The sequence below is a fragment of the Cloacibacillus sp. genome, assembly GCA_036655895.1.
In the GTDB taxonomy this organism is placed as follows: Bacteria; Synergistota; Synergistia; order Synergistales; family Synergistaceae; genus JAVVPF01.
This window is the reverse complement of record JAVVPF010000059.1, coordinates 1-1,992: the sequence shown is the minus strand read 5'-3', so window position 1 is coordinate 1,992 and position 1,992 is coordinate 1. Positions and strand designations below refer to the sequence as shown.

General features: G+C 55.7%; 3 protein-coding genes. 1 reads left to right on the top strand and 2 read right to left on the bottom strand.

Features of this window, described 5'->3' with window-relative positions; translation table 11 throughout:
- Positions 1 to 562, top strand: a 562-nt coding sequence (locus tag RRY12_12140; protein ID MEG2185421.1) for a M20/M25/M40 family metallo-hydrolase, incomplete at its 5' end; no start/stop codon positions are given.
- Positions 563 to 635: 73 nt separating this feature from the next.
- Here RRY12_12140 and fsa read toward each other — a convergent pair.
- Both fsa and RRY12_12130 read right to left on the bottom strand, forming a co-directional pair.
- Positions 636 to 1,292, bottom strand: coding sequence for a fructose-6-phosphate aldolase (fsa, locus tag RRY12_12135; protein MEG2185420.1), 657 nt, complete (start codon positions 1,290 to 1,292; stop codon positions 636 to 638).
- Positions 1,293 to 1,372: 80 nt separating this feature from the next.
- On the bottom strand, positions 1,373 to 1,768 hold the full coding sequence (locus RRY12_12130; protein MEG2185419.1) for a DUF1622 domain-containing protein: 396 nt from the start codon (positions 1,766 to 1,768) through the stop codon (positions 1,373 to 1,375).
- Between the last annotated feature and the right edge of the window lie 224 nt (positions 1,769 to 1,992).

Here is a 1,992-nt window from a genome sequence, read left to right as displayed (position 1 = left end):
CATACTTTTTTCATTCGCAGGCGAAGACGGCGGCGCGCACCGCTCGGGAAGCCCCGGCCCAATGACTGGCGCGGTGCTCGCCGCGGCGGAGCTGACACAGCTCACAGAAAAACTAGGCAAAGGCTATTCCACCGCCGTGATGGAGATGGAAGGGCACGAGGCCGGCAAACGCACCGCCTCCGTCACGATGGACCTCCGCACGCCGATAGGCGCAGAACAAGCCGAACTGGAGACAATGCTGGCCGCCATAGCGGAAAGAAACGGCGTCAGCCTCAACATTATCGAATACGTGCCGCCGCACGAAGTTGGAATGAGCGACCCAGTCATACGCGCCTTCCGCGCGGCTATTCGCGGCGTCACAGGGCAGGCTCCGCGCGTGCTGGCAAAACAGGGCACATGCGACTTCAACGTGCTCTCAGTCTGGGGCTGCCCTATGGGAGCCTACGGCCCCGGTGACTCGCAGTACGACCACAGCTCGAACGAGCAGATAGAGATAGCCGAATTTCTGCGCGGCGTAGAGGTAGTAAAGGAAGCGCTGCCAAAAGTGATGGCCGCCATATAAGGGGCGGCCATCAGCGGGTGCCGCGTTTTAGTCTATAGGCGCGGCTGCTTTGAGCTGCGTCAAGCGCCGTATGCTACTTTTTGCCGCTCAGATACGCCTCCCAGTCCTTTTCAAACTGGTCTATGCCCTTTGAGGTGAGCGGGTGGTTGAAAAGCATCTGAAGCACCTTAAACGGAACCGTGGCAAAGTGGGCGCCGGCCCTCGCGCATTCAAGCACGTGCGCGGGGTGGCGCAGGCTTGCCGCGATGACCTTTGTATCTATGCCGTAGAGGTCGAAAATATCAACCACGTCACGAACGAGCTGAAGCCCGTCCTCACCGATGTCGTCCAGCCTGCCGACAAACGGGCTGACGTAGGCCGCTCCGGCCGCCGCCGCAAGAAGCGCCTGATTTGCGGAAAAAACGAGCGTCACGTTGGTCTTTATGCCGAGCGCGGAAAGCTCTTTCACCGCGCCAAGCCCCTCTGGGCAGAGCGGCACCTTCACCACTACCTGAGGATGGATGGCGGCGAGCGCCTTTCCCTCCGCAACGAGCCGGTTCTTCTCCAAAGAGACGGCCTCCGCGCTGACAGGGCCGTTTACCGTCTCCGCGATCTCACGCACGCGTGTGTGGAAATCAATATCACCCTCTTTTGAAACCAGCGTCGGGTTCGTCGTGACGCCGCAGATAACTCCCCACGAGTGCGCGGTCTTTATATCGTTCAGATTGGCGGTATCAAGAAAAAACTTCATAGCATAACTCACCTTCGTCAAAAAAATATTGTGATTTGTAAGATATTATACAAGATTTTTCTGTTTTGCCAAAAAGCGGCTCAATCGGCGTGCGAAGAGCTGGACTGTATGACCTTGGTCTGTTTGTCCATCTCCGCCACCTCGCGCGACAGCGTGAAGCTCAAAATGACCCGCAGCAGCACAATGACGGAAAGGATTATGACGCCCTGGAGGTCAGGATTGCTGATCGTTCCGATGATATCGGCCGCCATCAGAAACTGCAGCCCCAGCATCAGAGTATCTTCAAAGGAAAGCCGCACCTGTATCCACTGATTGCGCACTATCTTGGAATGATTGACGCGCCCAAGATAAAGCAGGCGTCCCCCCCTGTAAATGGCCGCGGCGACCCCTGACATGATTATAAAAATGCTGATATATTCAATAAAAGCCCCCGCGTATTCCGCAAAAAGATGAAGCGTAGTCCTAAGCTCCTCCATGATCCCCCTCCGTCTCCGCGGCGCATAAAACTCCGCGCCATTTATAATACCGCGATGAGCTTAACATTAAAATATAAATATTGCCTAGCCGCCCGCGCGAAACACAACAAAAAAGAGAGTCAAGACCGAAGTCTCAACTCTCTTTTTTTAATTAATCTCGGCGCCGATCTACTCTCCCACGAATACCCTCCGTAGTACCATCGACGATGGAGTGCTTAACTGCC

Excerpts from the sequence above, each read along its gene's own strand:
- fsa (MEG2185420.1), bottom strand. The coding sequence starts at position 1,292 with ATGAAGTTTTTTCTTGATACCGCCAATCTGAACGATATAAAGACCGCG.
- RRY12_12130 (MEG2185419.1), bottom strand. The coding sequence starts at position 1,768 with ATGGAGGAGCTTAGGACTACGCTTCATCTTTTTGCGGAATACGCGGGG.